Raw genomic sequence first — 1,037 nt, forward strand, 5'->3', positions numbered from 1 at the left:
TATTTTTAGTTATTGTTCTGAAAATAACATTTCATATACGAGATATGCTGATGATTTAGCATTTTCAATGCATGATATGAAACTGAGGGGCGAAGTGCTAAAAAAAGTTGAAAATGTGTTGGAGTCACTATCATTTCCAATATTAAAGCTTAATGAAAGAAAAACAGTGTTTGGTTCAAAAGCACACCGGCGTTTAGTGACAGGGTTGATCCTAACAAATTCAGGGGAGGTTTCGCTTGGGCGGGACAACAAACGTCGTATTCGTGCACAAATACATCATTTGTTACAGGGTAAATTATCTGACAAAGAAAAAAATCACCTTCGAGGGATGCTAGCTTTTGCTCGTGATGTTGAACCTAAATTTGTTGAACGTATGGAAACTAAATACGGGAAACATACTGTTAACGGCATTTGATACAAATTTCCGAACCAGGCGTTTTGAGTGGATGCGAATAACTTCGGCGGCCTGCCGGGATAGCTCATTTGCGCACCACTCAACTTAATTGTTCGGCGTCAAGAGGGAGTCTATGAAGGCCGTTAAGGTAACGATCCACAATTTCCGTTCGATTTGTGATGCGACTATCGCGACTGCAGATTGTGGAATTCTCGTTGGCGTCAACAATGCGGGTAAGACGACGGTAATTGACGCGATACGGGCTTTCTACGGGAATGGCGTGAAGTTCGACAAGAGCCGCGACCTCCCACACGTAGGGGCTGCAGACAATGAATCTTGGGTGGAAATTGAATTTAAGCCATCCCCGGATGAGTTCGCGAATCTAAAGGATGACTACAAATCGCTAGATCAAACGTTTAAAGTGCGGAACTATTTCTTGTCCGACCAAAAAGACAAGGAAAACAAGAGCCTTTCTGGCCCTTATGCCTATGTAGGTGGGCAACTGTCGGATGAGAGGTTCTACGGTTTCAAGAACGTAGGGCAAGGAAAGTTCGGGGAAATCATTTACATTCCGGCAGTTTCGAAGGTGGATGAGCACACGAAGCTCACCGGCCCCTCTGCCCTCAGAGATCTACTAAATACA

At 44.0% G+C, this 1,037-nt stretch carries 1 protein-coding gene and 1 pseudogene; both read left to right on the forward strand.

What is annotated here, in order from left to right; all coding sequences use genetic code 11:
* A pseudogene (locus P0N66_RS12740) lies at window positions 1–415 on the forward strand (retron St85 family RNA-directed DNA polymerase); the annotation flags it as partial.
* Between the two features lie 112 nt (window positions 416–527).
* Window positions 528–1,037 (forward strand): AAA family ATPase (locus P0N66_RS12745; protein ID WP_275806016.1); only part of this gene is annotated, 510 nt, incomplete at its 3' end.

This window comes from Desulfurivibrio dismutans (assembly GCF_029210385.1).
In the GTDB taxonomy this organism is placed as follows: Bacteria; Desulfobacterota; Desulfobulbia; order Desulfobulbales; family Desulfurivibrionaceae; genus Desulfurivibrio; species Desulfurivibrio dismutans.